Raw genomic sequence first — 1311 nt, 5'->3', positions numbered from 1 at the left:
AAGCTGCTATCGCCCGATCTCTTGGCCCATGTTTCGCCGCTCGGATGGGAACACATCAATCTCACCGGAGAATATCGCTGGCCAAAGCCTTAGCGTAGGATTCCGCCCCCTCCCGCAAACGACCCCAAGAAGAAGGGCTGCGAAATTCCCCGCTAAATACGTCGTGATGCAAAGATCACGGCCTATACCAGGGGGAATTATGAAACTGCTTAATGTTATTGAAGCTGTACTTAACTGCCTGCATCTGGCGGCAGAACTGTGGGAGTGGCTGGAAAAGCATTTGCCGGTTTTCGGGGCCTTCACGCTGTTTTTGGGCTGAATCCTGCCGTCATTCACCTGGCTGCATGGCTATGCAGTCGGGTAAAAATTATCTCCCGGCTTAACGGAGGATGTAGCGTTGCTTAAGCCGGGTTTTCGGGTGCCAGGTGCCGTCTGCGCCGTCAGTGCCGATCCGGCGGTGCAGACAACGGATGTTATGGTAAAAGCATGATGCCTGGCGGGTACGGAAAAATTGTGGCGACCGAGCCTGCAGACGCAAAAATCCGGCCCATACTTATTCGTCTCCTTCATCAGGAATGCAGTACTATCCAGCCACTGCAGGTATTTGGCCCCCAGCGGGGGCTTTTTTTGCCTGTTGTTGGGGCAGATAAAGAAAAGGGCCGCATTAGCGGCCCTTTTCGGAGAGAGCGATGCCTCAATGCGGAATTTCAGAGACTTCTTTAACGTCGGCTTTATTGATCTGCTGTTTGACACCATTTGCGTCTTTATAGCCCAGCAGGCCTGAGTCTGATTCTGTAGGCTTGCCGTCGCTGACAATTGTACGCCCGTCGTTGGTGTGGATGGCATAGCTTGTGCGCGTGCAGCCGGTTAGGGCTGAAAGCGCAACTGCCGCTGCGAACACTGAAACAAAAATCTTTTTCAAAGCCAGCTCCTTTTATCCGTATCAGTTGTCTAGTTCACTCATGTTGGTAATTTTGTCACGGTTGATCTGTTCGGTTCGGCCTGTATGGGCATCTTTGTAGGATACTAACCCCGTATCACTGTCAACTTTGGGTTTGCCGTCTGTAACGATAGTGCGACCATCTGTGGTTTTTATTTCTTGGTTTGAAGAACATCCAGCAGCGGCAAAGGTCACCAACGCGACCATCATGGCCGCCAACAGCGTTTTTTTATTCATAATAGGTTCCCTGCTTAAAGGTAAAGTGGATATGGTCACTAACCATCTAAGTATCGGTCGTTTTTTAATGCGAAAAGAGGATTGAATGTGGGCATAATTCCCAGCAGTAAAAATGAATGAAAAAAGATTTTGGA

The 1311-nt window shown here is 49.9% G+C and carries 2 protein-coding genes and 1 pseudogene; 1 reads left to right on the top strand and 2 read right to left on the bottom strand.

The window, feature by feature from the left end; all coding sequences use genetic code 11:
* Positions 1 to 130 (top strand): annotated as a pseudogene (locus ACFWGJ_RS43730) (hypothetical protein); the annotation flags it as partial.
* A 564-nt stretch (positions 131 to 694) separates the two neighbouring features.
* Here the strand turns inward: ACFWGJ_RS43730 and ACFWGJ_RS43725 are convergent.
* Positions 695 to 922, bottom strand: a complete 228-nt coding sequence (locus tag ACFWGJ_RS43725) for a YgdI/YgdR family lipoprotein (protein ID WP_000719360.1) — start codon at positions 920 to 922, stop codon at positions 695 to 697.
* Positions 923 to 943: 21 nt separating this feature from the next.
* On the bottom strand, positions 944 to 1311 hold a 368-nt coding region (locus tag ACFWGJ_RS43720; RefSeq protein WP_387334554.1), incomplete at its 5' end, for a YgdI/YgdR family lipoprotein.

The sequence above is a fragment of the Streptomyces sp. NPDC060205 genome, assembly GCF_042728395.1.
Classification (GTDB): domain Bacteria; phylum Actinomycetota; class Actinomycetes; order Streptomycetales; family Streptomycetaceae; genus Streptomyces.
The sequence above is the reverse complement of the archived record's forward strand: the minus strand, read 5'-3'. Positions and strand labels throughout refer to the sequence as shown.